This window comes from Pseudomonadales bacterium, assembly GCA_024234215.1.
Lineage (GTDB): Bacteria > Pseudomonadota > Gammaproteobacteria > Pseudomonadales > UBA5862 > JACKOQ01.
The window spans coordinates 359,940-384,578 of the sequence record JACKOQ010000002.1; the positions used below are offsets into that span (position 1 = coordinate 359,940).

Annotated in this window: 23 protein-coding genes; 19 read left to right on the forward strand and 4 right to left on the reverse strand. The window is 65.0% G+C overall.

Going from position 1 to position 24,639, the window contains the following annotated elements:
- The first annotated feature begins 320 nt into the window (after positions 1-320).
- The 11 genes from casA (at position 321) to cas2 (ending at position 7,611) form a co-directional block, all read left to right on the forward strand.
- Positions 321-1,934 carry a type I-E CRISPR-associated protein Cse1/CasA gene (gene casA, locus H7A13_06055; protein MCP5332906.1) on the forward strand — a complete coding sequence of 538 codons (1,614 nt, stop codon included), beginning with the start codon at positions 321-323 and terminating at the stop codon, positions 1,932-1,934.
- Between the two features lie 9 nt (positions 1,935-1,943).
- Positions 1,944-2,453, forward strand: a complete 510-nt coding sequence (gene casB, locus H7A13_06060) for a type I-E CRISPR-associated protein Cse2/CasB (GenBank protein MCP5332907.1) — start codon at positions 1,944-1,946, stop codon at positions 2,451-2,453.
- A 27-nt stretch (positions 2,454-2,480) separates the two neighbouring features.
- The gene (gene cas7e, locus H7A13_06065) at positions 2,481-3,548 is read left to right on the forward strand and encodes a type I-E CRISPR-associated protein Cas7/Cse4/CasC (protein MCP5332908.1); all 1,068 of its coding nucleotides are present in this window, start codon (positions 2,481-2,483) and stop codon (positions 3,546-3,548) included.
- 2 nt (positions 3,549-3,550) lie between these two features.
- Positions 3,551-4,309: a type I-E CRISPR-associated protein Cas5/CasD gene (cas5e, locus tag H7A13_06070; protein MCP5332909.1), complete on the forward strand. Its 759-nt coding sequence runs from the start codon at positions 3,551-3,553 to the stop codon at positions 4,307-4,309.
- Positions 4,310-4,311: 2 nt separating this feature from the next.
- Entirely contained in the window at positions 4,312-5,010 is a 699-nt protein-coding gene (gene cas6e / locus H7A13_06075) for a type I-E CRISPR-associated protein Cas6/Cse3/CasE (protein ID MCP5332910.1), read from the forward strand.
- Between the two features lie 58 nt (positions 5,011-5,068).
- Complete coding sequence (locus tag H7A13_06080; GenBank protein MCP5332911.1) at positions 5,069-5,305, forward strand: AbrB/MazE/SpoVT family DNA-binding domain-containing protein; 237 nt, start codon at positions 5,069-5,071, stop codon at positions 5,303-5,305.
- The gene (locus tag H7A13_06085; protein MCP5332912.1) at positions 5,302-5,700 is read left to right on the forward strand and encodes a type II toxin-antitoxin system VapC family toxin; all 399 of its coding nucleotides are present in this window, start codon (positions 5,302-5,304) and stop codon (positions 5,698-5,700) included. The genes H7A13_06080 and H7A13_06085 overlap by 4 nt, the downstream gene beginning before the upstream one ends.
- 133 nt (positions 5,701-5,833) lie before the next feature.
- On the forward strand, positions 5,834-6,115 hold the full coding sequence (locus tag H7A13_06090; protein MCP5332913.1) for a prevent-host-death protein: 282 nt from the start codon (positions 5,834-5,836) through the stop codon (positions 6,113-6,115).
- A complete protein-coding gene (locus tag H7A13_06095) occupies positions 6,112-6,411 on the forward strand; it encodes a type II toxin-antitoxin system RelE/ParE family toxin (protein MCP5332914.1) in 300 nt (99 codons plus the stop codon). The genes H7A13_06090 and H7A13_06095 overlap by 4 nt, the downstream gene beginning before the upstream one ends.
- Before the next feature lie 8 nt (positions 6,412-6,419).
- The gene (gene cas1e, locus H7A13_06100) at positions 6,420-7,331 is read left to right on the forward strand and encodes a type I-E CRISPR-associated endonuclease Cas1 (protein ID MCP5332915.1); all 912 of its coding nucleotides are present in this window, start codon (positions 6,420-6,422) and stop codon (positions 7,329-7,331) included.
- The gene (cas2, locus tag H7A13_06105) at positions 7,312-7,611 is read left to right on the forward strand and encodes a type I-E CRISPR-associated endoribonuclease Cas2 (protein MCP5332916.1); all 300 of its coding nucleotides are present in this window, start codon (positions 7,312-7,314) and stop codon (positions 7,609-7,611) included. The genes cas1e and cas2 overlap by 20 nt, the downstream gene beginning before the upstream one ends.
- A 3,179-nt stretch (positions 7,612-10,790) precedes the next feature.
- On the opposite strand, the gene H7A13_06110 is transcribed toward cas2, so the two are convergent.
- The gene (locus H7A13_06110) at positions 10,791-11,261 is read right to left on the reverse strand and encodes a methylated-DNA--[protein]-cysteine S-methyltransferase (GenBank protein ID MCP5332917.1); all 471 of its coding nucleotides are present in this window, start codon (positions 11,259-11,261) and stop codon (positions 10,791-10,793) included.
- 173 nt (positions 11,262-11,434) lie between these two features.
- On the opposite strand from H7A13_06110, the gene H7A13_06115 reads away from it, so the two are divergent.
- The 5 genes from H7A13_06115 (at position 11,435) to H7A13_06135 (ending at position 17,115) form a co-directional block, all read left to right on the forward strand.
- Positions 11,435-12,142, forward strand: a complete 708-nt coding sequence (locus H7A13_06115) for a queuosine precursor transporter (GenBank protein ID MCP5332918.1) — start codon at positions 11,435-11,437, stop codon at positions 12,140-12,142.
- A 13-nt stretch (positions 12,143-12,155) separates the two neighbouring features.
- Positions 12,156-15,065, forward strand: coding sequence for a bifunctional [glutamate--ammonia ligase]-adenylyl-L-tyrosine phosphorylase/[glutamate--ammonia-ligase] adenylyltransferase (gene glnE, locus H7A13_06120; protein ID MCP5332919.1), 2,910 nt, complete (start codon positions 12,156-12,158; stop codon positions 15,063-15,065).
- Positions 15,066-15,127: 62 nt separating this feature from the next.
- On the forward strand, positions 15,128-16,045 hold the full coding sequence (locus H7A13_06125; protein ID MCP5332920.1) for a branched-chain amino acid transaminase: 918 nt from the start codon (positions 15,128-15,130) through the stop codon (positions 16,043-16,045).
- Between the two features lie 13 nt (positions 16,046-16,058).
- Positions 16,059-16,577 carry an alpha/beta fold hydrolase gene (locus H7A13_06130; protein ID MCP5332921.1) on the forward strand — a complete coding sequence of 173 codons (519 nt, stop codon included), beginning with the start codon at positions 16,059-16,061 and terminating at the stop codon, positions 16,575-16,577.
- A gap of 256 nt (positions 16,578-16,833) precedes the next feature.
- A complete protein-coding gene (locus H7A13_06135) occupies positions 16,834-17,115 on the forward strand; it encodes a hypothetical protein (GenBank protein MCP5332922.1) in 282 nt (93 codons plus the stop codon).
- Positions 17,116-17,226: 111 nt separating this feature from the next.
- On the opposite strand, the gene H7A13_06140 is transcribed toward H7A13_06135, so the two are convergent.
- From H7A13_06140 to H7A13_06150, 3 genes are all read right to left on the reverse strand, one after another.
- Positions 17,227-18,453 (reverse strand): porin, encoded by a 1,227-nt coding sequence (locus H7A13_06140; GenBank protein ID MCP5332923.1) that lies wholly within the window; start codon positions 18,451-18,453, stop codon positions 17,227-17,229.
- Between the two features lie 203 nt (positions 18,454-18,656).
- The gene (locus H7A13_06145; protein MCP5332924.1) at positions 18,657-18,917 is read right to left on the reverse strand and encodes a hypothetical protein; all 261 of its coding nucleotides are present in this window, start codon (positions 18,915-18,917) and stop codon (positions 18,657-18,659) included.
- The gene (locus H7A13_06150; GenBank protein MCP5332925.1) at positions 18,910-19,500 is read right to left on the reverse strand and encodes a sigma-70 family RNA polymerase sigma factor; all 591 of its coding nucleotides are present in this window, start codon (positions 19,498-19,500) and stop codon (positions 18,910-18,912) included. Before H7A13_06150 ends, H7A13_06145 begins: the two co-directional genes overlap by 8 nt.
- Before the next feature lie 112 nt (positions 19,501-19,612).
- Between H7A13_06150 and carA the strand changes: the two genes are divergently transcribed.
- The 3 genes from carA to greA are packed head-to-tail and all read left to right on the forward strand — an operon-like array spanning position 19,613 to position 24,632.
- A complete protein-coding gene (gene carA, locus H7A13_06155; GenBank protein ID MCP5332926.1) occupies positions 19,613-20,908 on the forward strand; it encodes a glutamine-hydrolyzing carbamoyl-phosphate synthase small subunit in 1,296 nt (431 codons plus the stop codon).
- A gap of 29 nt (positions 20,909-20,937) precedes the next feature.
- Positions 20,938-24,156 (forward strand): carbamoyl-phosphate synthase large subunit, encoded by a 3,219-nt coding sequence (gene carB / locus H7A13_06160; protein ID MCP5332927.1) that lies wholly within the window; start codon positions 20,938-20,940, stop codon positions 24,154-24,156.
- The gene (greA, locus tag H7A13_06165) at positions 24,156-24,632 is read left to right on the forward strand and encodes a transcription elongation factor GreA (protein ID MCP5332928.1); all 477 of its coding nucleotides are present in this window, start codon (positions 24,156-24,158) and stop codon (positions 24,630-24,632) included. Before carB ends, greA begins: the two co-directional genes overlap by 1 nt.
- Positions 24,633-24,639 lie beyond the last annotated feature (7 nt).

Here is a 24,639-nt window from a genome sequence, read left to right on the forward strand (position 1 = left end):
GGATTGGTAAGCCGACATGCGGTTCATCTCCGGCTTACGGAGAACTTTGGCAATTATAAGTTTTAGAAAACAAATGTAGCGGAGTTAAGCTTCAAATAATTTTTTTGGAAAACCAACATGCTTGACTATATTCGCATTGCCCGGCACAGTGCAGCTTGTGGCCTCTGGGCAAGACCGAAGACTCGAAGGAAACCGCCTCCAAACGGCTCCCTGCTTCGGATGTTGCCGTGAGCGGACGGCGTCCAAAACCGTCCTGACCACGCCGTTCCCCGCGCGAGCGGGGATGAGCGTCAGTAAGCAGAACGTATTGAGGTAGGACGATGAATCTGCTCGATGAACCCTGGCTGCCGGTGCGCGATGCCGGGAACCACCGCCACTGGATTGCCCCCGCCGCGCTGGGCGATCCCGCCTGGATTGCCTTCGATGCCGACCGGGCGGACTTCAATGGCGCACTGACGCAGTTTGCCATCGGCCTGCTGCAAACCGCCGCGCCGGTCAAGAACGCCGCGCAGTGGCGCGGATGGTTTCGGCAGCCACCGGACGCCACGACCCTGGACGACTGGTTCGCGCCGTTGCGGCCCGCCTTCGAGTTTGACGGCAATGGCGCGCGTTTCATGCAGGACCGTACGCTCGCTTCGAATGAAGGTGCCTGCAACGACATCGGTGCATTGCTGATCGAGGCCCCTGGCGAGCAGACGCTGAAGAACAATGCCGACCACTTCATCAAGCGTGGCCAGATCACCGCCCTGTGTCCCACCTGTGCCGCCACCGCGCTGCTGACGCTTCAGATCAATGCGCCATCGGGTGGCGCCGGCCATCGCACTGGGTTGCGGGGTGGCGGCCCGCTGACCACGCTGGTGGCCTGCCAGCCGGCACGCACTCTGTGGCACGACCTGTGGCTGAACGTGCTGGAGCAGGAGGTTTTTCTGGCTCAAGCCGGCGATGCCCGTCTTGCCCGGACGCACTTCACCTTCCCATGGATGGCAGACATCGCCACCCTGCAAAAGGAAAAAGGAGAGCTGGCACCCATCCAGACCCACCCGGCGCACGTCCATTGGGCGATGCCGCGGCGCATCCGCCTCGATTTCAGCGACACGGTTGCCGGCGACTGCGGCGTCTGCGGCCGCTACTCCGACACCCTGCTGCAGCGCTATGTCACCAGGAACTACGGGCTCAACTACAAGGGCGCCTGGAATCACCCGTTGTCGCCTTACTACCAGAACAGCGAGGACTGGCTGCCGATCCATCCGCAGCCGGGCGGCATCGGCTATCGCCACTGGCTCGGTTGGGTGCTGGGCCAGACCGAGGGCAAAAAGTCCGTTCGCCCGGCACGAGTGGTGTCACACCTGTGCGAACGCCGCCGCCGCGACGTCGAAGGTCAACTGCGGCTGTGGGCATTTGGCTACGACATGGACAACATGAAGGCGCGCTGTTGGTACGAAGCCCAGTTGCCGCTCTACGGACTGGCCGAATGCGAGACCGATACCCAGCGCGAGGTGGAAGAGGCCGTCAGGCCCTGGTTGGCCGGGGCGGAACTGACGGTGTTTTTTCTGCGCAGCGCGGTCAAGCAAGCCTGGTTCGATGACGAGGCGCGGGGTGATTTTTCGGCGATCGACGCCAGCTTCTGGAGCGGTACCGAACTTCCCTTCTATCGCCTGCTGCGCCAAGCGATCGACCATGCTCGCCTGGATCGTGAGATCGATGCCGAGGCTTTTGCCACCCAATGGCACCGGCAGTTGCGGCAGGTCGCAATCGATCTGTTCGATCGGCAATTCGTCGGCGCCGGCGCCGTCGAGCGGCAGAACCCGCGCCGCGTGGCCGAAGCCTACCGCCAGTTGCAGCGCAATCTGGATGGCAAGAAGCTGCGGACCGCTTTGGGATTGCCAATCCAGACCAAAGCCAATCCGACCGAAACCGAACATGCACTGACCTAGGGAGGCGGCATGAACAACGATTTTCAGAAAAACCCGCGCCTGCACGCAGCACTGCACGACTGGTGGGCCGGCTTGAAGGATGAGCGTGGTGACCGCGCACAACTGCGCCGCGCCCATGACATCACCGCCATCATCCTCAGCCCCGCCTACCAGCGCGCCCATCGGCGCCTGTGCGCGGCGGGTTGGGAGGTCGAGGGCAACTCACCGCTCAACGACCGGCTGGCGGCCATCGTCGGCCTGTTGGCGCATGTCGAGCGTGATGGCGATGCCGCACCCGCCAGAGCGATGAGCGCCCGCAAACCGGGCGACGACCGGCCGGCCGTGAGTCCGCTGCGCTTTCAGCGGCTGTTGGAGTCGCCCGATCTCGATGCGCTCTTTACCGGGTTGCGGCGCGTGCTGCCGCTGCTTCAACAGCCCATCGGCATCGCCGCCCTGGCCAATGACCTGCTGTTCTGGGGCGACCGGGTCAAGAAAGCCTGGGCCTACGACTACGAATGGCCTGCACCGAAAGCCGACTGAATGCCAACTTCACACGGAGACCGAACCATGAGCCGTTTCGTCCAATTGCATCTGCTGACCAGCTATCCGCCCGCCAACCTCAACCGCGACGACACCGGACGCCCCAAGACGGCGCTGGTGGGGGAAGCGCTGCGATTGCGGATTTCGTCGCAAAGCCTGAAGCGCGCCTGGCGCACTTCAGGCATTTTTCAGGAAGCCCTGGTCGGGCACATCGGCACGCGCACCAAACGGATGGGCACGGAGATTTTCGCAGCACTGCGTGAACACGGCATTGCCGAAAAGGCTGCCCGAGAATGGACACGGGCGATTGCCAGCCAGTTCGGCAAGATCAAATCCGAAAAGAAAACCGAACACAACGAGGATCTCGAAATCGAGCAGTTGGCCCACTTCGGTCCGGAAGAGCGCGAAGCCGTCATGGCCCTGGCACGCAACTGTGCAGAGCGCGGCAGCGGCCCCAGCGAGGAAGAGCTCGACCTGCTGCGCAAACCGGAGCGGGCGGCGGACATCGCCATGTTCGGGCGCATGTTGGCCGATTCGCCACGCTACAACGTGGAGGCGGCTGTGCAGGTCGCCCACGCCGTCACCGTACACAAGGCGGCAGTGGAGGATGACTATTTCAGCGCCGTGGATGATCTCAACGACGGCCGCGAGGATGCCGGCGCTGGCCACATCGGTGAGCGCGGCTATGGTGCCGGCGTCTTTTACCTCTATCTGTGCATCAACCGCGAACTGCTGCAAGAAAACCTCGGCGGCGATGCCGTGCTCACCGGGCGTGCGCTGGAGGCACTGGTCCATGCGGTGACCAAGGTCGCGCCGACCGGCATGCAGAACAGTTTCGCCTCACGTGCCTACGCAGCCTTCGCACTGGCCGAAAAAGGCGACCAGCAACCACGCTCGCTGGCGCAGGCCTTCCTGAAGCCGGTGCGTGCCCGCGAGGAACTGAGTCTGATCGACGCCGCCGTCGCCGCACTGGATCGCCGCTGCGCGAATTTCGATCAGGTTTATGGTGCCTGTGCCGATGGCCGTTACCGCTTCAACGTCGAGACCGGTGAGGGCTCCCTGCAAGGACTGACGGACTTCGTCAAGGGAGTCTGACCATGGACTTTCTGCTCTTTCAACTGCACGCACCCCTGGCGGCTTGGGGTGATACGGCGGTGGGCGAATACCGCGGCAGCCTCAACTGGCCAAGCGAATCGGCCTTGATCGGACTGCTTGGCGCCGCCTTGGGCGTCCGTCGGACGGATGAAGCCGCGCACGCCGGGCTGCGACAGGGCTATCGCTACGCCGTCGGAACGGTGGCGCCGGGAACGTTACTGCGCGACTACCACACCGCGCAGGTACCCGGCCGCGCGGACCTGAAAAAGCGGCCGCACCAGACGCGACGCGATGAGTTGGCCGTACCTAAGCACCTGCTCAATACGGTGCTCTCCACCCGCGACTATCGCCAGGAAGGCGCCTGGCGCGTCGCGATACAGGAAGCGCAAAACCCGCCGCATTCCCTGCAAACACTGGCGGAAGCATTGGCGAAACCACACTTCGTGCTCTATCTGGGACGGAAATCCTGCCCATTGGCGGCACCGCTTGATCCGTGGCTCATTGCCGCCGGGAGCGTCAAGGATGCTTTTGAGGCCTACCGGCTCCGGCAACACGAGCATCTGCAGAGCCAGCGCAACCGTCATGGAGAACTGCCACTGGAGAGCCCAGAGCCGCTGCGGCAGATGGCTTGGCCCGATCAGATGGAAGCCGGCATGGAACCCGACCTCACTACTGTGCGCAAGGATCGCCTCATCCGGCGCGGTGGTTGGCAATTCGCCGACCGCTTCGAGCATGTGGCAATGCTAAGCGGGGAGGAGTAGCGATGTTTTTCAGCCTCATTGCGCCGACCCCAGGCAGCGAGCGCGACGCCGCCCATGCCTTGCTGGGCGGGCCGTATGAAGAACATCAGTGGCTGTGGCGGTTCTTTCCGGGTAATCCCGATGCCCGGCGCGACTTTCTGTTCCGGCGCAGCGAACAGACGGGGATGGCGCGTTACCACGTGGTGTCGGCACGTCAACCCGTGAGCCCAGACAGCGCCTGGATGGTACAGAGCCGGGAGTACGCGCCGCGCATCGCTCCGGGAACGCGCCTGCAATTCGAGTTGCGCGCCAACCCGGTGGTGCGCACCCGGCGCGATGGCAAGGCCTGCCGGGACGATGTGGTCATGGCGGAGAAAAAGCGGCTGCTACAAGCCCGTGGGCTGGACCGGTGGGCAGATTGGGTCGACGCAGACCGTCCGGCCCTTTATGACCTGGTGGCGCAAACCTGCAGTTTGTGGCTGCACAGGTCTGGTGAACGTAACGGGTTTGCATTGGATGAAGAGGCGCTGCGCGTGGACGCTTACCAGAACCACGCCGAAAAGCGGCAGCTTCCCAGAGAGCGGCGCCTGCGTTTTTCCTCGGTCGATTTTGCCGGTGTGCTGACCGTCACCGACACCGATCGCCTGCACGAGGCGTTGATCCACGGCATCGGCCCCGCCAAGGCCTTCGGCTGCGGCCTGCTGCTGGTACGGCGCTTGTAGGCCTGCCAGGGGCGGCCTATCCTTACTGCAATGTAAGGAATTTGTCAGGAGGAAAGAAATGGAAGCGACGCTGACCAGCAAAGGCCAGGTCACCATCCCCAAGGCGGTGCGCGATGCGTTGCACCTGCGTTCCGGTGATCGGCTCGATTTCATCCTGGAAGCCGACGGCACCGTGCGGGTGCTGCCCATCACAGGCTCCGTCAAACGCCTCAAGGGCATGCTGCCCAAGCCTCCGCGGCCTTTGACTGTCGAGGAAATGGACGAAGCCATCGCCAAGGGTGCGGCCGGCGCATGATCGGCCTCGATACCAACGTGCTGGTGCGCTACATCGTGCGGGACGACCCGGCGCAGACCGCCTTGGCCGACCACTGCATCGACCACAGGTGCAGCCGCGAGCAGCCTGGTTATGTCTCACACCTGGTCATGGCGGAGCTTTGCTGGGTGCTGGAGCGCGGTTACGGCTACCCACGGCAGATACTGGGAGAGGTGCTCGGCACGCTGCTCACGAGCGAGGAGATCAAGATTCAGGATGCACCGCGGGTGCGGCTGGCGCTCGGTACCTTTTCGGCCAGTGCGGCCGACTTCGCCGATTGCTTGATCGGCATCCTGCACCAGCGGGCCGAATGCGAAGTCACAGTGACCTTCGACAAGAAGGCTGCTCGACTTCCGACCCATCGCCTGCTGGAGTGAGCCGTGGCCGATCTGCTGCCAGCGTCTCCAAGGCTCTCGATCACACGCCCGCTGGGGTTGCAGGGAATGAAACTTGTCCGAGAAGATCGCCAAGGCTATGCTGCATCGCAAATGCAATGCATGAGGAGTCTGCATGAAAACCACCACCCTGCCCTCGGTACGGGTTGCCGGAGAACTGCGTGCCGCCGTTGAATCGGTGCTGTGCGAGGGTGAGACACTTTCTGCATTTTTGCTGGAGTCGGTGCGGCTCAACGTCGAGCGGCGCGAGGCGCAGCGCGAGTTCATCACCCGTGGCTTGCGCGCGCGTGACGAGGCGCGCGCAAGCAGTGAGTACGTCGGCACGGAGGAGATGCTCGCCAGATTGGACGCCACGCTCGCCAAGGCGCGGGAGCGGCTGGCGGGCGAATCCCGGTGAACTACCGGCTGCGCCTGACGCCCGGTGCGGCCGAAGACCTCCAGCGTCTGTTCGATTTTCTGGCGGAACAGGATCTCGCCATGGCCGAGCGCGCCAGGGTGGCCATTGCCAAGGCATTCGATTTTCTGCGGGAGTTCCCCTTTGCCTGCCGCAAGATCGGGGCGGAACACCCCTTGCTGCGCGAGATGGTGATCAGCTTCGGGCGGGCAGGGTATGTGGCCCTGTACGAGATTGAAAGCGAGCGGACGGTGACCGTGCTCGCCGTCCGCCACCAGCGCGAGGACGATTATTTCTGATGGCCGACCTGCTGCCGCCACTGCGCCCGATCCCGATCAAGGAACGCCTGTCGGTGCTCTACATCGAGCGCGGCCAGATCGACGTGCTCGACGGCGCCTTCGTGGTGGTCGATGCCAACGGCGTGCGCACCCATATCCCGGTCGGTGGCGTGGCCTGCCTGATGCTGGAGCCCGGTGCCCGCGTATCCCATGCCGCCGTGGCGCTGGCCGCGCGGGTCGGCACCCTGCTGGTCTGGATCGGCGAGGCCGGCGTGCGGCTCTATTCCGCGGGTCAGCCCGGCGGTGCGCGTTCTGACCGCTTGTTGTATCAGGCCAAGCTGGCGTTGGACCCAGACCTGCGGCTGAAGGTGGTGCGCAAGATGTACGAACTGCGCTTTGGCGAGCCGCCGCCGCAGCGCCGCTCGGTCGAGCAGCTGCGCGGCATCGAGGGCGCCCGCGTGCGCGAGATGTACAAGCGCATCGCGCAGAAATTCGGCGTCACCTGGCGCGCGCGTAACTATGATCCAACCGAGTGGGACGCCTCCGACCTGCCCAACCGCTGCCTGTCATCGGCCACCGCCTGCCTTTACGGCGTCACCGAAGCGGCCGTGCTGGCAGCCGGATACGCGCCAGCGGTAGGGTTCATCCACACCGGCAAGCCGTTGTCGTTCGTCTACGATGTCGCCGACGTGTACAAATTCGAGACCGTCGTGCCGGTCGCCTTTCAGGTTGCCGCCAAAAAGCCGGCCAACCCCGAACGCGAAGTGCGCCTGCGCTGCCGCGACATCTTTCGGCAGACCCGCCTGCTCGAACGCATCATTCCCGGCATCGAAGAGATGCTGGCCGCCGGAGAGATCGCGCCTCCGGTTGCCCCGGACGACGCCATCGGCCCGGCCATCCCCAACCCGGAGCCGCTCGGCGATGCTGGTCATCGTGGTTGAAAATGCCCCGCCAAGGCTGCGCGGGCGGCTGGCCGTGTGGCTGCTGGAGATTCGCGCCGGCGTCTATGTCGGCGACTATTCGCGCCGCGTGCGCGAGAACATCTGGTCACAGGTCGAGCAGGGCATCGGTGATGGCAATGCCGTGATGGCCTGGAGGGCGGCGACCGAAGCCGGTTTCGATTTCGTGACCTGCGGGCTCAACCGGCGCATTCCGGTGGAACTCGATGGCGCCAAACTGGTGTCGTTTCTGCCGCCGGATGCCGGCGAGGGCCAACCGTGAGTCTGCTCTTTAACAATACGCAATCGATTTGTCAGCACCTGGCAATTGCTGGTAGATTTTCGCTTGCCATTTTTCTGATTAAAAATCAGTGAAATGGAAGAAGTGCGTTCCCCGCACCCGCGGGGATGAACCGGTGATCGGGGTGCAGCAGGCGGTAGGCAAAACGCGTTCCCCGCACCCGCGGGGATGAACCGCCAGCCGGCCACCTCGTCCGGCGCCGTCGCCCGCGTTCCCCGCACCCGCGGGGATGAACCGTGACGGTGACGATCGATGGCGTGGCAGCGTCGGCGTTCCCCGCACCCGCGGGGATGAACCGGGTAACGGGTGTCAAGCACTTTTTCGACGAAAGCGTTCCCGCACCCGCGGGATGAACCGGACGGGAAAGACGCGGCCAGCATGACCGCCTCGCGTTTCCCGCACCCGCGGGGATGAACCGCAATGCTGGACGGCGACCAGGCACCACTGGTGCGCGTTCCCCGCACCCGCGGGATGAACCGGCGTCCCTCGTCATCGGCCAGAGTCCATAGTAGCGTTCCCCGCACCCGCGGGGATGAACCGCGAGGGCTATCAATGAGCTATGTGATGAGGCCGCGTTCCCCGCACCCGCGGGGATGAACCGGCGGCGCCGGTCGCCTTGGGCAGCTCCCAGACGCGTTCCCCGCACCCGCGGGGATGAACCGTCGTTCTCGCCGGCTGGCGCCTTCGAGAGCGGAGCGTTCCCCGCACCCGCGGGATGAACCGGCATCGGCCCACCCGTCTGCGCTGGCTGCTCCGCGTTCCCGCACCCGCGGGATGAACCGTATGAGACCAGCGGGTCGATCGGACCGCTGACGCGTTCCCCGCACCCGCGGGGATGAACCGGTGCTTGGCGTGCAGCAGGCGCTTGGCAAGAGGCGTTCCCCGCACCCGCGGGGATGAACCGGGGTCCGGCCAGCAGGGGAGCGGAACCGGCGAGCGTTCCCCGCACCCGCGGGATGAACCGAACTCCGGTGACAACTCCTTCGGCATCTCTGCGCGTCCCCGCACCCGCGGGATGAACCGCAGGTTGCCGATGGCTGGGTCGGGGTTTCGGTGCGTTCCCCGCACCCGCGGGGATGAACCTGGATGCGCCGCGCCAACGCGGAGGCTGCGGCGGCGTTCCCCGCACCCGCGGGGATGAACCGGGGTTGCTGGGCGAGGATTATGCCAGTGGCGAGCGTTCCCGCACCCGCGGGATGAACCGTTGCGACAATTTTCACGTCAGGCGCTGTGGCGGCGTTCCCACCCGCGGGGATGAACCGCCCCATGACATCGATGCCTGTTTTGGGTCGCGGCGTTCCCCGCACCCGCGGGATGAACCGCAGCGAGCGACAGCAGAGGTCCTTCAACGTCGGCGTTCCCCGCACCCGCGCGGGATGAACCGGCCGTCGGCAGCATTGCTGCATGGATCGATGGGCGTTCCCCGCACCCGCGGGGATGAACCGCGATACGATTGGCCCTTCAAAACCGCTGCGATAAGCGTTCCCCGCACCCGCGGGGATGAACCGATGATCGAGATAGTATTGGAGCTCCATGAGCTGCGTTCCCGCACCCGCGGGATGAACCGGGATCGTTTTCGGATCTAAAGGCGGTCAACGAGCGTTCCCCGCACCCGCGGGATGAACCGTGGCAGCTACTCCGCCGGGCTGTCGACAACGCGCGTTCCCCGCACCCGCGGGATGAACCGGCATCGATGACGCCATGCCCGGTCAGGTCGGCGCGTTCCCCGCACCCGCGGGATGAACCGGACGCGGATGGCGACGAGCTGGCTTTCAACGAGCGTTCCCGCACCCGCGGGATGAACCGTGGGTCGCGCGGTGCTGTGTCTTCGAGACGCGCGCGCGTTCCCGCACCCGCGCGGGATGAACCGGCCGATGGGCTTGGGTTGCCGATCGGCAAGTTGCGTTCCCCGCACCCGCGGGATGAACCGTTCGTTCCGGCCTTCGGCCTCCACGTGACCTGGCGTTCCCGCACCCGCGGGATGAACCGTCACGGCACACTCGCATCCAGCAGTGGTAGGGGGCGTTTCCCCGCACCCGCGGGATGAACCGCCTCCTGGTGGAGTTTCGGGAGATTGTTTGGTGCGTTCCCCGCACCCGCGGGGATGAACCGGTGCGCAGCGATTGGACAACCCTGGTGATCCGCGTTCCCCGCACCCGCGGGATGAACCGGCGGTCAACGAGGCCGGCGAATATGAGACTGGGCGTTCCCCGCACCCGCGGGATGAACCGGCATGGAGGATGAGAACGGTCCTGCCGATGCGCGTTCCCCGCACCCGCGGGGATGAACCGAGTGGTTCCGCGACCAAAACCTTCAGAATTCGGCGGCGTTCCCGCACCCGCGGGGATGAACCCGCAGGCATGAGCATCCTCGACGCGCCTGCGCTGGCGTTCCCCGCACCCGCGGGGATGAACCGGGCTGGCGATCTACAACGCTTTGCGCAGCCACGCGTTCCCCGCACCCGCGGGATGAACCGGTGATCCAGCCGGTGGAGTATGTTCACGCTAAGCGTTCCCCGCACCCGCGGGATGAACCGTATTGGTGGCGGTGTCCCAGATCGGCCGCGTCCGCGTTCCCGCACCCGCGGGGATGAACCGGCACTTCTTTGTATGGTCCGACTTTCTTGTAGGCGTTCCCGCACCCGCGGGATGAACCGCACACCGCCCGCAGTTGATATCAAGTAGACGCGTTCCCCGCACCCGCGGGGATGAACCGTCACCGGCATTTTCGATCAGCCCGAGGCTCCTGCGTTCCCCGCACCCGCGGGGATGAACCGACTCATGCGCGCAAATTCTGGTTCGATATTGTGCGTTCCCCGCACCCGCGGGGATGAACCGATACATTCAGGGTTACGAACTTCATCCGCAAAGCGTTCCCCGCACCCGCGGGGATGAACCGGCCCGCGACGATAAAACCGCGTGGCGCACGATGCGTTCCCCGCACCCGCGGGGATGAACCGCTGGGGGGGGGGTAATTGAGCTCAGACCACGATTTTCTCGGTTTCCTGCTCTCCAGACCGGACAAGTCACCGGCCTGCCTGATGGGAGAACAGGCCAAAACCACTGACAGCCATTGAAAACTTTTCAGCAGCGAAGCCAGGATGATTGTCCGCAATGCGGCATTCGCTCGATTTCGGCGCAGCCATAGCGTGCTCCAGACCTTCAATTCACCCCCACCCCCTCGTGCCGCAGCAGCCACCGTTTGCGCTCCAGACCGCCGCCATAGCCGGTGAGTTGACCGTTGCGGCCGATGATGCGGTGGCAGGGCACCACGATGGCGATCGGGTTTCTGCCGTTGGCCAGTCCCACGGCGCGGCAGGCGCGAGGATTGCCGATGGCCGCGGCGATGGCGCCATAGCTGGCGGTGCGGCCATGGGGAACCTGCAGCAGTGCTTGCCACACCCGCTGCTGAAATGGGCTGCCCTCGCCGGCAAGCGGCAGGTCGAACCGCTGCAGGCGGCCGTCGAAGTAGGCAGTGAGCTGGCGGAGGGCCTCGCGCAGCAGGGCATTGGGACCGGCCACGGGCAGAACCGGGGGCAGCTCTTCAGGAAAGCGGATCGCGGTCAAGGCGTGGTCGCTGGCGCAGAGGGTCAGTTCGCCGAGCGGACTGTGCAGGGTGGCGGCGTGGTGCATGGAAGACAACCTCGTCGGTGCGGTCGGGGTGCTCCATTGTGCATCAGGGCATGGCTGGATCGATAATGCAGTCAGAAGGAGCTGCCACGGCCGCGTGTTGACGCCGGCGACGGCAGACGGCAGGCTGAACTGCCGCGCAATGCGACAGCCACCGATTCACCCATCCGACTTCCATGCTGGAGCCCCGCATGACCGCGCCGCGCCACCGCCGTCACTACCGTTACTATGACCTGGTCATGGCGGCCTTCGTCACGGTGCTGCTCTGCGCCAACCTGATCGGCGTCAGCAAGGTGACCACGGTGGCCGGCTTCACCTTCAGCGCTGGCAACCTGTTCTTTCCGATCAGTTACCTGTTCGGCGACATCCTGACCGAGGTGTACGGCTTCGCCCGCTCGCGGCGGGTGGTGTGGGCCGGTTTTGGCGCGCTGGCCTTCGCCAGCTTCATGAGCACGGTGGTGGTGAATATGCCGCCGGCCGCCGGCTGGGAGGGGCAGGCGGTGATCGAGGCGGCCTTCGGCTCCACTTGGCGCATCGCGCTGGCCTCGCTGATCGGTTACTGGTGCGGCGAGTTCACCAACTCCTTCACACTGGCGCGAATGAAGGTGCTGACCCAGGGGCGTCACCTCTGGAGCCGCACGATCGGCTCGACCGTCGCCGGTGAGGCGGTCGACACGCTGGTGTTCTATCCGCTGGCCTTCTATGGCGTCTGGGAGACCGATCTGCTGCTGGCGGTGATGGCAATGAACTACTGCATCAAGGTGGGCTGGGAGGTGGTGATGACGCCGCTGACCTACCGCATCGTGGCGGCATTGAAGCGGGCCGAGCATGAGGATTACTTCGATGACAAGACCGATTTCAACCCCTTCAGCCTGAAAGTGTAGTGGTGCTGTGCCGATGAATCCGCCGATCGATTTTCTGCCCGCCGCGCTACAGGCGGTGGTGCTGCGCCACTGGCAGCGGCTCGATGACGCGACGATGCAGCGCTATCTGGCGCTGCCGCCCGCGCGGCTCGAACGGCTGCTGCGGGTGTGGGCGGTGAGCGATTTCGTTGCCGACTGCTGCGTGACCCAGCCGATGCTCGCGCTGGAGCTGGAGGCAAGCGGCGACCTCGACCGTGACTATCCGGCCGGAATGTATCAAGCGCAGGCACAGCAACTGCTCACTGTGGTCGACAGCGAGGCGGCACTGATGCAGCAGCTGCGCCGCTGGCGTCGCCGCGAGATGGTGCGGATCGCCTGCCGTGACCGATGCCGGCTGGCGGATTTCGTCACCACCAGCCGCGAGCTCTCGGCACTGGCCGAAGCCGCAGTCGATGTCGCCCTCGGTTGGCTGTATCAGGATGGTTGCCGCAGTCATGGCGTGCCGACCGGCCGCCACACCGGCCGCGAGGCGGTGATGGTGGTGCTCGGCATGGGCAAGCTGGGTGGCGGCGAGCTCAATTTCTCTTCCGACATCGACCTGATCTTCGCCTGCTCCGAGGCGGGCGAGACCCGGGGCGGACCGCAGTCGATCGACAACGGCCGTTTTTTCACCCGGCTCGGGCAGCGGCTGATCAACGTGCTCGACCGCGCCACCGACGAGGGGAGTGTCTTTCGCGTCGACATGCGACTGCGACCCTATGGGCAGAGCGGTGCGCTGGTGCCGAGCTTCGATGCGATGGAGAGTTACTACCAGGAGCAGGGCCGGGTCTGGGAGCGCTATGCGATGCTGAAGGCGCGGGTGATCGCCGGCGCGCCTGCGGCCGCGGCCGATCTGATGGCACGGCTGACTCCCTTCGTCTACCGCCGCTATCTCGACTTCAGTGTGATCGGCGCGCTGCGCGAGCTGAAGGCGATGATTCAGCGCGAGGTGCGCGAAAAGGGGCTGGAGCAGAACCTCAAGCTCGGTTCGGGCGGCATCCGCGAGGTGGAGTTCATCGTCCAGGCGTTGCAGTTGAGTCACGGTGGCCGTGATCCGCGCCTGCGCCAGACCAGCCTGCTGGCGGCGCTCGGGCAGATTGCCGATGGTGGCTATCTGCCGCAACCGACCGTGGCCGCGCTGCGCGAGGCCTACCTCTTTTTGCGCGACAGCGAGCATGTGCTGCAGGAGCTGGATGACCGGCAGACGCAGAACCTGCCCACCGACGAGGCCGAGCGGGAACGGGTGGCCTTTGCGATGGGCTTTGCCGACTGGTCGGGTTTTCAGCAGCGACTGACCGAGTACCGCGAGACGGTCCACCGTCACTTCAACGAGATGGTCAGCGAACCGGAGGCGAAAAGCGCGCTGCCGGTGCCCGAGGGCAGCGGCTGGCTGAAGCTGTGGCGCGGCGAGCTGGCGGAGGATCAGGCCGCCCGCTGGCTGGGCGAGCAGGGGCTGCAGCAGCCGCAGGCACTGATGCAGCGCATCGCGCAGTTGCGCAGTGAGCCGCGGGTCGCGGCACTGCGGGATGAGGCGCGGGCACGGCTCGACCGGCTGCTGCCGATGCTGCTGGCCGACATCGCCCGCCACGCCACACCGCAGGTCGCGCTGGAGCGGGTGCTGACGGTGATCGAGGCGCTGCTGCGCCGCACGGTCTATCTGGTGCTGCTGACCGAGAACCCCTCGGCGCTGCATCATCTGATCGACCTCTGCGCACTCAGCCCCTGGATCACCGATCTGATCAGCCGCTTTCCAAGCCTGCTCGACGAGTTTCTCGACGCGCAGAACCTCTACGCACCACCCGAGCGACAGGCGGTGCAGGAGGCGCTCAACCTGCGACTGCTGCGCATTCCCGAGGATGACCTGGAGGCGCAGATGGAGGGGCTGCGCTACTTCAAGCAGGCCCATCTGCTGAAGGTGGCGGCCGCCGAAATGGCGCAGCGCATCCCGCTGATGAAGGCGAGCGACTACCTCACCTTCATCGCCGAGGCGGTGCTGGTGCAGGTGTTCAACCTGGCCTGGCGCCACCTGACCCGCAAGCATGGGGTGCCGCAGCGGGCGCCAGGGGTGGCCTGCAACCCCGACTTCATCATCGTCGGCTATGGCAAGCTCGGCGGCATCGAGCTCTCCTACAGCTCCGACCTCGATCTGGTCTTCATCCATGACGCGGCGCCCAACCTCACCACCGATGGCGACCAGCCGATCGACAACGGCCTGTTCTTCTCGCGGCTGGTGGCGCGGATGATGCACATCCTCACCGCGGTGACGCCGTCGGGGCAGCTCTATGAGGTGGACATCCGGCTGCGCCCGTCCGGGCGTTCCGGGGTGCTGGTCAGCTCGCTCAACGCCTTTCGTGGCTACCAGCTCGAAGATGCCTGGACCTGGGAGCATCAGGCACTGGTGCGCGCGCGGGTGGTGGCGGGCTGCCATCGACTGCGGCAGAAGTTCGAGCAGGTGCGCGCCGAGGTGCTCGGCCGGCCGCGTGATCTGCCGACGCTGCGCGACGAGGTGGCGAAGATGCGGGGGCGCATGGTCGAGGAGCTGGGCAGCGTCGATCGGCATCAGGCGATCGACGAGGCCGCGCTGTTCGACCTCAAGCAGGATCCCGGCGGCATCGTCGACATCGAGTTTCTGGCCCAATATGGCGTGCTGGCGTGGTCCGCCGACCATCCGCAACTGTTACAATTCACCGACACGATTCGCATTCTCGATGGCCTGGAAGAGGCCGCGCTGCTCGGCGCCGACGAAGCACGGCAACTGCGCGACCACTACCGCAGCTATCGCACCAGCACGCACCGATTGGCACTGATGAAAGAGCCCCAGGTGGTGCCGGCCGCGCCTTGGCGCGACGCGCGCCGGCAGGTGGCTGCGATCTGGCAGCGGCTGCTGGTGCCGCCCGCAGCGTGATCCGCGCAATCCGACAACAGACAACCGCACAAAGCAGAGGATCGATGATGACTACAGCGACCATGGCCGACCGTGATGGCCTGATCTGGCTGGATGGCGAGATGGTGCCCTGGCGCGATGCCCGGGTTCATGTGCTGACCCACACCCTGCACTACGGCATGGGGGTCTTCGAGGGCACCCGCGCCTACCGCACCGACCGTGGCCCCTGCATCTTCCGGCTGGTCGACCACACCGAACGGCTGTTCCGCTCGGCACACATCATGAACATGAAGATCCCCTACACCCAGCAGCAGCTCAACGCAGCCCAGCTGGAGCTGATTCGCGTCAACGATCTGCCCGAGGCCTACATCCGGCCGATGGCCTTCTATGGCGCCGAAGGCATGGGGCTGCGTGCCGACAACCTCAAGGTGCATGTGATGATCGCCGCCTGGGTCTGGTCGAGCTACATGAGCCCCGAGGCGCTGGTCAATGGCATCAAGGTGCGCACCTCCTCCTACACCCGCAACCACGTCAACATCGCGATGTGCAAGGCCAAGGCCAATGGCAACTACATCAACTCGATGCTGGCGCTGCAGGAGGCACTCGGCAGCGGCGCCGACGAGGCACTGCTGCTCGACAGCGAAGGCTATGTCTCCGAGGGGTCGGGCGAGAACTTCTTCATGGTGTCGCGCGGGGTGCTCTACACGCCGGAGCTCACTTCCTGTCTCGACGGCATCACCCGCCGCACCGTCTGCACGCTGGCCGAAGAAGAGGGGCTGAAAATCGTCGAGAAGCGCATCACCCGTGACGAGGTCTATGTGGCCGACGAGGCCTTCTTCACCGGCACCGCCGCCGAGGTGACGCCGATCCAGTCGCTCGATGGCCGCATCATCGGCAGCGGCACGCGTGGCCCGATCACCACCCGCCTGCAGCAGCTCTACTTCGACGAAGTGGCCGCCCGACGCGATGGCCATCCCGAGTGGCACAGCTTCGTCAACTGATCGGGAGCGGGCCATGAGCGAGCATGTCGTCTACTTTGCCCACGGCAAGGAGAGCGGTCCCTGGGGCATCAAGATCACCGCGCTGGCCCAGGTGGCGCGGGAGCTGGGGCTGGCGGTCGAGAGTCCCGACTACCAGGGACTCTCCGGTCCGGCGCGGGTCGACAAGCTGCTGGCGCTGCTGAACGACGAGTCACGCCAGCCGATTCTGGTCGGCTCCAGCATGGGCGGCTACGTGGCCGCCGCCACCGCCAACCTGCGTGAGGTTGCCGGCCTGTTCCTGCTGGCGCCGGCGCTCTACATCGACCGTCCCGACTATCCGCAGAGCCACTTCGTGCCGCGCACCCGGCAGCGGGTCGTCATCCATGGCTGGCGGGATGAGATCGTACCGGTGGCGGCCGCGCTGCGCTTCGCCAGCGAGGTCGAGTGCGACCTGCATCTGCTGCTGAGCGGCCATGATCTGGTCGATCGCCTGACCGACCTCGAACAGCTGTTCCGGCTGTTTCTGGCCCGCATCCTCGGCGCGCAGACCTGAGCCCACCCGGCCGCCCCACCGTGCGATGCACGGCACTCCCCGTGCCTGCTTGTTGACAGCTGATACTTTCTCTAAACTGCCGCCGCTTCATGCCGCAGGGTCCATCCGCGCCATGACGGCGCTGCCCTGTGCGGCGGGTCACAAAAGTTTTTTGTGACAGAAATAAAATCCTGTAGAGTTGGCCATCCCGACCAATCGGTCAGGCAGGATTGGCTATGGTTATCAGCATGTTGAGACGGAAGAAGAGGTGTAATCGATGGCCAAGAAGAGTGGTGGTGGCGATCTGCTCGATGGCGTGAACCGAGGTGATTTCGACTATGACTACATCGGCAGCAAGGATGAATCCGCCGAGGCGCGGACCATGTCCTCGCGGGCGCGGCTGCGGCAGAAGATGCAGAGCGATGTCGAGCAGTTCCTGAAGCGCGGTGGCACCATCGATGTGGTCGAGAGCACGCTGCGGCAGCCGGCGAAAAAGCCGAAGGTCGAATATGGCAGCGAACCGATCAGCGCCGAAGGCGGTGTCGAAGAGATCGAGTAGCGCCGCCTGCATGCAGCATGCAACGATCCGCCTCGCTGGCGGATCGCCCGAAACAGACCAGAAACAAAAAAGCCCCACACCGGGGCTTTTTTGTTGGCAATGCGGTTTTGATCAGAAGGCGATCTGCAACCGGCTGACCAGTGCGTCGCCGCTGTCCTCGCCGCCAATCGGCTGATCGGTCTTGGCGTGCACATAGTTCAGCCCCACCTTGACCAGGTCATTGGCGTACCAGTTGACACCGAGGGTGGTGGTGTTGCCGGTTTCGCCGACCATCTTCACTGCGACATTCTGGTTGTCCGAGGCATCCAGCTCGTCATAGCGGGCGAAGATCTCCCAGGCGCCCTGCGGGTTGACCGGTTTGACCTTGTCGAAGGCCGCGATCTCATCGTTGTAGCGGCGGTGTTCGCCAGTCACGATCCAGCCCAGTTGCACGTAGTAGCCGTTGGCTTCGATGTCGGGGCTGCTGTTCACACCAGAGATCTTGCCGTCGAAATATTCGGCCATCAGGTGGACCGGACCCAGGTAGCCGGCCAGCTCGGCGTTCCAGACATCCTGCCCATCCGCCACTGGAGCCGGAGTGCCGGTGTAGGCCGCACTGACCACTTGCGCCGCGCTGCCATCTTCGTTACCACGCACGCCCAGCCGGGAGCTGATCTTGGTGAACTTGCCATCACGCGAGGTGGCGCCAACACCCAGGTGCAGCAGACGGTCCTTGCCATAGATCGGTCGCACGACGAAGCGGCCGGTCAGGGCGCTGTTGAGGTCGTTGCTGTTGTCGAGGTCCTGCTTGTAGGCGCCCAGGCTGTAGCTGAAGGTCTTGTTGGCGCCGTGCAGTTTGACGCCGACATTGTTCTTGGTGTCGAAGGCATTGCTCGGCATCGAGCGTTCGATGGCGGTGATCCATTTGGAGCTGCCAGTGTCTTCGAGGCCGAAATCCTCTTTCTGCTGGCCAAAGGTCAGCTCGGCCAGCTTGCCGAAACCGTTGTAGCTGGTCCACAGCAGATCGATGCTGCCGCTTTCGGTCAGGTTGTAGGACATCAGGTAGCCCCAATCCTTGTAGGTGCCGCCCATCTCCAGACGGGCACGGCGGAAGAAGAGGTCGCTGCCATTCTCGCCAGGGGTTTTCGTGTTGATAACGCCATCGTAGCCGTTGTAATCGAGCTGAACGCGGCCGCCGAGCTTGAACGAGGCCTTGCCGTCGGCGGTCTTGGCTTCGAGTCCGCCCTTGGTCTTGATGATGATGTCAGAGCCGTCGGTGGTCACGGTGCCGGCCAGCGCCGAGGTGGCGATGGAGAGGCTGGCAGCGCTGATCAGTGCGGGCAGAAGCAGTTTACGCATGAGTGGTCTCCGTTGGATTGGGGATGGCAGCAGGCCACCCTGACTGTTCCGGATCGAAACAGGCGCAAAGCCTAAGAGGTGCATATGACAGAAAAATGACAAACATCAGACCCGCTTCCCTCTTCTTGTGACGGTGACAGGCCGCTGTTTGTGACAGTGATGAGGTCGGCTGGTGATTGTTGCGGTAAGGGAACTTTCAGGATTCAGCCGGCTTCGGCCGTCAGACCGAGCCATTGGTAGAACTCGACCTCGGCCAGCAGTTCGGCGCTCTGCTGCGGACTGTCATCCTGCGGCGGCGGGCGGTGGGTCAGCAGCAGTGCCAGCATGACGGCCGTCGCCGCCATCCAGAACCGCTCCGGCAGCCGGCGCGGCCGCTGCCGCAATCCGTTCTCGATCGCCTGCAGCCGGGCCTGGCGCAGCCGCTGGTGAATTTCGGCTGGAATCGACTCCTGTTCATCACTCATGGCGGTAGGCTTCGAGCCGGGCGCGCAACTGCTGGAGTGCGCGAAAGTAGTGGGTCTTGACGCTGCCGATGCTGATACCGAGGCGATCGGCGGTCTGCTGTTCGTTCAACCCATCCCAGCAGCGCAGCATGAAGGTGCGCTGCTGCTGGGGCGCCAGGCTGGCCACCGCCTGTGCCAGCGCGGCATGAAAACGGCCACGGGCCATGGCCCGATCCGGCTCCAGGCTGCTGGCCGCTGGCAGGGTCGGGTTCTGTTCATCCTGCTCATCGTAGGCGGCGAAGCGCCAGCCGGCGCGCGGACCGTACTGCTGTCGCTGCCAGTCGCGCAACTGATTCTGCAGGATGCGCTGAAACAGCGCCGGCCACTGTGCCGGTGGCCGATCACGGTAGTGGCTCACCAGACGGGTCATCGCCTCCTGCACCAGTTCGAGCGCCGTGTCACTGTCACGGGTGACACGGCGCGCCCTCAGGTAGGCACTGGTCTCGTGCTGTTCAAAAAAGTGCGAAAGTGCTGCCTTGACCGATGTGTCGGCCGGCTCGATCGGCATCGGTGCGGGAAGCGTGCTGGCCGGGATGTCGTTCATCGGAACCTCGATTGGCCGCAATGGGAGTGCGTGTTTTTAGCTTTCCATAACGAATCCGCGGGCGGCAGGTTGACGGCCGCTGGCGTGGCACTTCCTGCCATTTTCGGATAGAATGGCGCCGTTTTCGATCTGTCACAAGCCGCTCCGTGGGGCGTGGCGCTTCTGGGTGCAAGCGGGATGGAACCGATCGTTCCCTCTCGCTTTTTTATGGCCGGGCGCGCGTGCGTCCGGCTGCCATCAAACAGACCAAAGGGGTGTGCTCTTGTCAGCCAGACCAGCCGTGCTCATTCTGGAAGATGGAAGCTGTTTCAGGGGCATGTCGATCGGCGCCGATGGCATGGCAGTCGGCGAGGTGGTGTTCAACACCTCGATGAGCGGCTATCAGGAGATTCTGACCGATCCCTCCTATGCCCGGCAGATCGTCACCCTCACCTACCCTCACATCGGCAACACCGGCATCACCGCCGAAGATGAAGAGTCCCCGTCCATTCATGCGGCGGGTCTGGTGATTCGTGATCTGCCGCTGCGCAGCAGCAACTGGCGCCGTCAGGGTGAGCTGGACGAGTACCTGCGTCACCATCGCCGGGTCGGCATCGCCGGCCTCGACACCCGGCGGCTGACGCGCATCCTGCGCGACCAGGGCGCGCAGCGCGGCTGCATCATGGCCGGCGCTGAGCTCGATCAGTCGGCCGCGCTGACGGCGGCGCGCGCCTTCCCCGGTTTGCAGGGAATGGATCTGGCCAAGGAGGTGACCACCGCCCGCGCCTATCCCTGGAGCGAAGGGTGCTGGCGCATCTCGACCGGCCACCGCGCGGTCAGCGAGAGCCGCCACCATGTCGTGGCCTATGATTTCGGCGTCAAGCGCAACATCCTGCGGATGCTGGCCGAGCGCGGCTGCCGGGTGACGGTGGTGCCCGCGACCACCTCGGCCACCGAGGTGCTGGCGTTGCAGCCCGATGGCGTCTTTCTCTCCAACGGACCGGGCGATCCGGAGCCCTGCGACTACGCCATCGCGGCGATTCGGGAGTTTCTGCAGCGCGATCTGCCGCTGTTCGGCATCTGTCTGGGTCACCAGCTGCTGGCGCTCGCCAGCGGTGCCAGAACGCTGAAGATGAAGTTTGGCCACCATGGCGCCAACCATCCGGTGCAGGATCTGCGCAACGGCAAGGTGATGATCACCAGCCAGAACCACGGTTTTGCCGTCGACTCCGAGGATTTGCCAGATAACATCGAGGTGACCCATCTGTCGCTGTTCGATGGCAGCGTGCAGGGCTTCGCCCGGCGTGACCGGCTGGCCTTCGGCTTTCAGGGCCACCCCGAGGCAAGCCCCGGTCCGCATGATGCCGAAGCCCTGTTCGACCACTTCATCAGCCTGATCGACCTTCATCGCCAGCGTCGGGTCAACTGACCGGACGCTGCACCACGACGCCTGCTGCCATGCCAAAACGTACAGACATTGGTTCCATTCTGATTCTCGGTGCCGGTCCGATCGTGATCGGTCAGGCCTGCGAGTTCGACTACTCCGGCGCCCAGGCCTGCAAGGCGCTGCGCGAGGAGGGTTACCGGGTGATCCTGGTCAACTCCAATCCGGCCACCATCATGACCGACCCGGTGATGGCCGATGCCACCTACATCGAGCCGATCAACTGGCGCACGGTGGCAAAGATCATCGAACAGGAGCGCCCCGACGCGCTGCTGCCGACCATGGGCGGGCAGACGGCGCTCAACTGCGCGCTCGACCTCGACCGTCACGGCATCCTGGCGCAGTATGGCGTCGAGATGATCGGCGCCAACCGCGAAGCGATCGACACCGCCGAAGACCGACAGCTGTTCGACCGGGCGATGCGCTCGATCGGGCTGGCCACCCCGCGCTCGGCGATTGCCCATTCGCTGGAGGAGGCCGAACAGGTGCAGGGGCAGATCGGCTATCCCTGCATCATCCGTCCCTCGTTCACGATGGGCGGCAGCGGTGGCGGCATCGCCTACAACCGCGAGGAGTTCATCGAAATCTGCCAGCGTGGTCTGGCGCTGTCGCCGACCCGCGAGCTGCTGATCGACGAGTCGCTGATCGGCTGGAAGGAGTTCGAGCTGGAGGTGGTGCGCGATCGGGCCGACAACTGCATCGTGGTCTGCACCATCGAGAACTTCGACCCGATGGGGGTGCACACCGGCGACTCGATCACGGTGGCACCGGCACAGACACTGACTGACAAGGAGTATCAGCTGCTGCGTGACGCCGCCATCCGGGTGCTGCGCCGCATCGGTGTAGAGACCGGCGGCTCCAACGTGCAGTTCGGTGTCGATCCCGCCACCGGCCGCATGGTGGTGATCGAGATGAATCCGCGGGTGTCGCGCTCCTCGGCGCTGGCCTCCAAGGCGACCGGCTTCCCGATCGCCAAGGTGGCGGCCAAGCTGGCGGTGGGCTATACGCTGGACGAGCTGCGCAACGAGATCACCGGCGGATTGATTCCGACCTCGTTCGAGCCGGCGATCGACTATGTGGTCACCAAGATTCCGCGCTTCACCTTCGAGAAGTTCGCCGAGGCCAACAACATCCTCACCACCCAGATGAAGTCGGTGGGCGAGGTGATGGCGATTGGCCGCAGCTTTCAGGAGTCGCTGCAGAAGGCCATGCGCGGCCTCGAAACCGGAGTGATGGGGTTCGATCCGAAGCTCGACCTCGGCGCCCGGGATGCGCTGGAGCAGTTGCGGCAGCGGCTGATCAACCCGACTGCCGAGCGGCTCTGGTACATCGGTGATGCCTTCCGTGCCGGCATGGGGGTCGATGAGATCCACGAACTGACCGCCATCGACCCCTGGTTCCTGGCCTACATCGACGATCTGATCCGCGAGGAGCAGGTGCTGGCCGGCCAACCGCTGGCGGCGCTCGACGCTGACTGGCTGCGGCGGCTCAAGCGCAAGGGCTTTGCCGACGCCCGGCTGGCGCGACTGCTCGGCGTCGACGAACAGGCAGTGCGCGATCAGCGCCATCGGCTGGGGGTGCGGCCGGTCTACAAGCGGGTCGACACCTGCGCCGCGGAGTTCGCCGCCAGCACGGCCTACCTCTACTCCAGCTATGACGAGGAGTGCGAGGCGGCACCCAGTCAGCGTGACAAAATCATGGTGCTGGGTGGCGGACCCAACCGCATCGGCCAAGGCATCGAATTCGACTACTGCTGCGTGCATGCGGCGCTGGCGATGCGCGAGGATGGCTACGAGACCATCATGGTCAACTGCAATCCAGAGACGGTGTCGACCGACTACGACACCTCCGACCGCCTCTACTTCGAGCCGGTGACGCTGGAGGATGTGCTCGAGATCGTCGCGCTGGAGCAGCCCAAGGGGGTGATCGTCCAGTTCGGTGGCCAGACGCCACTCAATCTGGCGCGGGCGCTGCATCGCGCCGGCGTGCCGATCATCGGCACCACGCCCGACGCGATCGATCGGGCCGAGGACCGCGAGCGGTTCCAGCAGATGATCCAGCAGCTCAACCTCAGGCAACCGCCCAACCGCACCGTGCGCAGCCTCGAAGAGGGGCTGGTGGCGGCCGAATCGATCGGCTATCCGCTGGTGGTGCGTCCCTCCTACGTGCTGGGCGGCCGGGCGATGGAGATCGTCTACAACACTGCCGAACTGAAGCGCTACATGGTCGAGGCGGTGCAGGCTTCGAGCGAGCGGCCGGTGCTGCTCGACCGTTTTCTGGATGATGCGGTCGAGGTCGACATCGATGCGGTCAGTGACGGCAGGCAGGTGGTGATCGGCGCCATCATGCAGCACATCGAGCAGGCTGGCGTCCACTCGGGCGACTCGGCCTGCGCGCTGCCGCCCTACAGTCTGGCGCCCGAATTGCAGCAGCGGATGCGCGGCATGATCGAGGCGATGGCGCTGGAGCTGGGCGTGGTCGGGCTGATGAACACCCAGCTGGCGGTGCAGAACGGCGAGATCTATGTGCTCGAGGTCAACCCGCGCGCCTCGCGCACCGTGCCCTTCGTCTCCAAATGCATCGGCATCTCGCTGGCCAAGGTGGCGGCCCGCTGCATGGCCGGCATCGACCTGGCGCAGCAGGGCTTCGTCACCGAACGCATCCCCGACTATGTCAGCGTCAAGGAGGCGGTCTTCCCGTTCAACAAGTTCCCCGGCGTCGACCCGATTCTGGGACCGGAGATGAAATCGACCGGTGAAGTGATGGGCGTCGGCCTCACGTTCGCCGAAGCTTTCGCCAAGGCCCAGGCCGGTGCCGGAGAACTGCTGCCGAGTGGCGGTGTCGCCTTTCTCAGCGTGCGCGACCCCGACAAGGCCGGCGCGGTCGAGGTGGCCCGTGCACTGATCGGCCTCGGCTTCTCGCTGACGGCCACCCGGGGCACCGCAGCGGCGCTGAAGGCGGCAGGGTTGGCGGTCGAGCAGACCAACAAGGTCGGCGAGGGGCGGCCGCACATCGTCGATCGGTTGAAAAACGGCGAAATCTCCTTCATCGTCAACACCACCGAAGGACGGCAGGCCATTGCTGACTCCGCAACCATTCGCCGTTACGCACTGCTCAACCGGGTTCACTACACCACCACCCTGGCGGGCGCCGAGGCCATCTGCCAGGCGTTGCAGTTCAAAGGGGATCTGGCCGTCCACACATTGCAGGCACTGCACGAGAGGCTGAAGTGATGAAAAGGGTCCCGATGACCAAAGAGGGCGCCAAGCAGTTGGAAGAGGAGCTGCAACGGCTCAAGACGGTGGAGCGACCGCGCATCATCAATGCGATTGCCGAGGCGCGCGCCCATGGCGACCTGAAAGAGAACGCCGAGTACCATGCGGCCCGCGAGCAGCAGAGCTTCACCGAAGGGCGCATCCGCGAGATCGAATCCAAGCTCTCCGAGGCGCAGATCATCGACATCACCCAGATTCCCAACAGCGGCAAGGTGATCTTTGGCGCCACCGTCGATCTGATCAACAGCGCCACCGACGAACGGCTCACCTTCCGCATCGTCGGCGACGACGAGGCCGATGTGAAGGCCAACAAGATCTCGGTCTCCTCGCCGCTGGCCCGCGCCCTGATCGGCAAGGAAGAGGGCGACATCGTCGAAGTGGCCACCCCCGGCGGCAAGGTCAGCTACGAGATCGACGCCACCCGGCATCAGTAGCGCGGCC

Coding starts and splice junctions, on each gene's coding strand:
- casA (MCP5332906.1), top strand. CDS start 321: ATGAATCTGCTCGATGAACCCTGGCTGCCGGTGCGCGATGCCGGGAAC.
- casB (MCP5332907.1), top strand. CDS start 1,944: ATGAACAACGATTTTCAGAAAAACCCGCGCCTGCACGCAGCACTGCAC.
- cas7e (MCP5332908.1), top strand. CDS start 2,481: ATGAGCCGTTTCGTCCAATTGCATCTGCTGACCAGCTATCCGCCCGCC.
- cas5e (MCP5332909.1), top strand. CDS start 3,551: ATGGACTTTCTGCTCTTTCAACTGCACGCACCCCTGGCGGCTTGGGGT.
- cas6e (MCP5332910.1), top strand. CDS start 4,312: ATGTTTTTCAGCCTCATTGCGCCGACCCCAGGCAGCGAGCGCGACGCC.
- H7A13_06080 (MCP5332911.1), top strand. CDS start 5,069: ATGGAAGCGACGCTGACCAGCAAAGGCCAGGTCACCATCCCCAAGGCG.
- H7A13_06085 (MCP5332912.1), top strand. CDS start 5,302: ATGATCGGCCTCGATACCAACGTGCTGGTGCGCTACATCGTGCGGGAC.
- H7A13_06090 (MCP5332913.1), top strand. CDS start 5,834: ATGAAAACCACCACCCTGCCCTCGGTACGGGTTGCCGGAGAACTGCGT.
- cas2 (MCP5332916.1), top strand. CDS start 7,312: ATGCTGGTCATCGTGGTTGAAAATGCCCCGCCAAGGCTGCGCGGGCGG.
- H7A13_06110 (MCP5332917.1), bottom strand. CDS start 11,261: ATGCACCACGCCGCCACCCTGCACAGTCCGCTCGGCGAACTGACCCTC.
- H7A13_06115 (MCP5332918.1), top strand. CDS start 11,435: ATGCTGGAGCCCCGCATGACCGCGCCGCGCCACCGCCGTCACTACCGT.
- glnE (MCP5332919.1), top strand. CDS start 12,156: ATGAATCCGCCGATCGATTTTCTGCCCGCCGCGCTACAGGCGGTGGTG.
- H7A13_06125 (MCP5332920.1), top strand. CDS start 15,128: ATGGCCGACCGTGATGGCCTGATCTGGCTGGATGGCGAGATGGTGCCC.
- H7A13_06130 (MCP5332921.1), top strand. CDS start 16,059: ATGAGCGAGCATGTCGTCTACTTTGCCCACGGCAAGGAGAGCGGTCCC.
- H7A13_06135 (MCP5332922.1), top strand. CDS start 16,834: ATGGCCAAGAAGAGTGGTGGTGGCGATCTGCTCGATGGCGTGAACCGA.
- H7A13_06140 (MCP5332923.1), bottom strand. CDS start 18,453: ATGCGTAAACTGCTTCTGCCCGCACTGATCAGCGCTGCCAGCCTCTCC.
- H7A13_06145 (MCP5332924.1), bottom strand. CDS start 18,917: ATGAGTGATGAACAGGAGTCGATTCCAGCCGAAATTCACCAGCGGCTG.
- H7A13_06150 (MCP5332925.1), bottom strand. CDS start 19,500: ATGAACGACATCCCGGCCAGCACGCTTCCCGCACCGATGCCGATCGAG.
- carA (MCP5332926.1), top strand. CDS start 19,613: ATGGCGCCGTTTTCGATCTGTCACAAGCCGCTCCGTGGGGCGTGGCGC.
- carB (MCP5332927.1), top strand. CDS start 20,938: ATGCCAAAACGTACAGACATTGGTTCCATTCTGATTCTCGGTGCCGGT.
- greA (MCP5332928.1), top strand. CDS start 24,156: ATGAAAAGGGTCCCGATGACCAAAGAGGGCGCCAAGCAGTTGGAAGAG.